This window comes from Mesorhizobium sp. M1A.F.Ca.IN.022.07.1.1, from assembly GCF_003997575.1.
Classification (GTDB): Bacteria; Pseudomonadota; Alphaproteobacteria; order Rhizobiales; family Rhizobiaceae; genus Mesorhizobium.
In genome coordinates, this window is sequence record NZ_RZST01000575.1 from 1 (window position 1) to 1,994 (window position 1,994).

Genomic DNA, 1,994 nt, shown 5'->3' on the forward strand with positions numbered 1-1,994 from the left:
CGGGAGGCTCGTTACGTTTCTCGGAGATGAAGCGCTCGAAGAGGGCATCGATCCGGTCAGGGCCGACCTCGGTGATGCCGATGCAGAAGCAAATGACCGAATTGGCGGCCGAGCCGCGCCCCTGGCAAAGGATGCCCTTGCTGCGGGCGAATTTCACGATGTCATAGACGGTCAGGAAATAGCGCGCATAGTTCAGCCGCTCGATCAAAGCGAGCTCGCTGCCGATGCGCCGCAGCACTTCTTCCGGGACCCCGGCCGGATAGCGCACGGCCGCTCCTTCCCGCGCCAGGCGTTCGAGCTCGGCCTGCGGTCCGAGGCCGGATTCCGTCGGCTCGTCCGGATAATTGTATTCGAGGTCGCTGAGCGAGAAGGTGAGCTCGTCGGCGAAGCGCAGCGTCTCCGCCAGCGCTTCAGGGTGCCGGCGGAAAAGCCGCGCCATCTCCAGCGGTGTCTTCAGATGACGCTCGGCATTTGCCGTCAGCTCCAGCCCGACCTCGGAAACCGGCGTGTTGAGGCGGATCGCGGTCAGCACGTCCTGCAGCGGTCGGCGGTCGGCGGCATGATAGAGCACGTCGTTGGTCGCCATCAGCGGGATGTGCAGATGTTGGGCCATCGCCGCCGCCTGCTCGATGCGGAAGCGGTCGTTGCCGCCGTAATCAGGCGCCACGGCGAGCCGAAGCGCGGCGCCGAAACGATCCTTAAGCCGGCTAATGAGCGTCAGATTGTCTTCCGCGCCTCCCGACAGGTTGGGCAGGATCGCCAGCGACATCAGATCGCCCCATTCGAGAAGGTCGCTGAGTTCGAGCAGCGTCGCGCCCTTCTCGTTCTCGTCGCGCAGATTGGCCTGCGTCAGCATGCGGCAGAGATGCCCCCAGCCCTTGCGGTCGCGGGGGTAAGCCAGAATGTCCGGCGTGCCGTCGCAGAAAACCAGGCGGCAACCGGGATGATAGGCCAGCTTCTCGACCCTGGCCTGCTGCCAGGCGCGCACGACGCCGGCGACCGTGTTGCGGTCGGCAAGGCCGATCGAGGAAAAGCCATAGAATTTCGCCGTGACCACCAGTTCCTCGGGCTTGGAGGCGCCGCGCAGGAAGGAAAAGTTCGACTGGATGCCGAACTCGGCATAGGGGATGGCGGTCAGCGCGTTCATGCGAAGACGCCGTGCATGAACCAGCGCGGCGCGGCCTGCGAGGCGCTGCTGTAGAGGCCCTGGCGGTAGAGCCAGTAGCGGCGCCCCTCGCTGTCCTCGATGCGGTAATAGTCGCGCGTCGGCGCCTCTTCCTCGCCGGGCATCTGCCGCCACCATTCGGCGGCGATGCGCTCCGGCCCTTCAGCGCGGGCGACGCGGTAAAGCGCGCGCCGCCAGCGGAAATTCATCGGCGGGCCCTCGGGGATCTCGGTCGCCGGCACCTCGATCGGCTCGGGCGAGCGGAACAGCCGTACCGGCCGCTCCGGCGGGAAGATGGTCATCGGAGGTGCTGTCCGGTCGGGCTTCGGCGGCATGCGCCTTTGCGGCGCCTCTGCGAAAGGAACCGTGGTAACGGCGCGCTCCGGCAGGTGGCTATCGACGATGACCGGCTTCAGCACGGCGGCTTCGCCGAGACGGGCACGCACGCGGTCGGCGAATAAAGCGATGTCGGCGTCATCGTCGCTTGTCTCGCCGGCAAGGTCGCCCTGGAGCATGTCGAAGGCGGCGACCGAAAGCACCGACAGCCGCACGAGGTCGAAGCCGAAGCCGGCATCGATGGTCTGTTCCAGCGCGGTCAGCCGTTCGTGAAACAGCTTTCGGATCAGCTGCGGCTCGCGCATGGGGCGCGAGGTGCCGACCGCGATGCGGCTGACGAGGCCGTCGACGCGAAAGAGGAGAAGGGCGAGCGCCCGCGCGCCTTCGCCGCGGCGCTCGAGGTCGGCCTTCAAGGCCACGGCAAGCCGGCTCACCAGCCGCTCGATGTCGTCGGTGAGCACGATCGGCTCGGCAAAATGCCGCCCCACCGAGA

The 1,994-nt window shown here is 67.0% G+C and carries 2 protein-coding genes; both read right to left on the reverse strand.

The window, feature by feature from the left end; genetic code table 11:
• On the reverse strand, window positions 1-1,147 hold a 1,147-nt coding region (locus EOA75_RS32290; protein WP_127326096.1), incomplete at its 3' end, for a PHP domain-containing protein.
• On the reverse strand, window positions 1,144-1,994 hold an 851-nt coding region (locus EOA75_RS32295), incomplete at its 5' end, for a DUF6504 family protein (protein WP_348628695.1). The genes EOA75_RS32290 and EOA75_RS32295, both read right to left, overlap by 4 nt.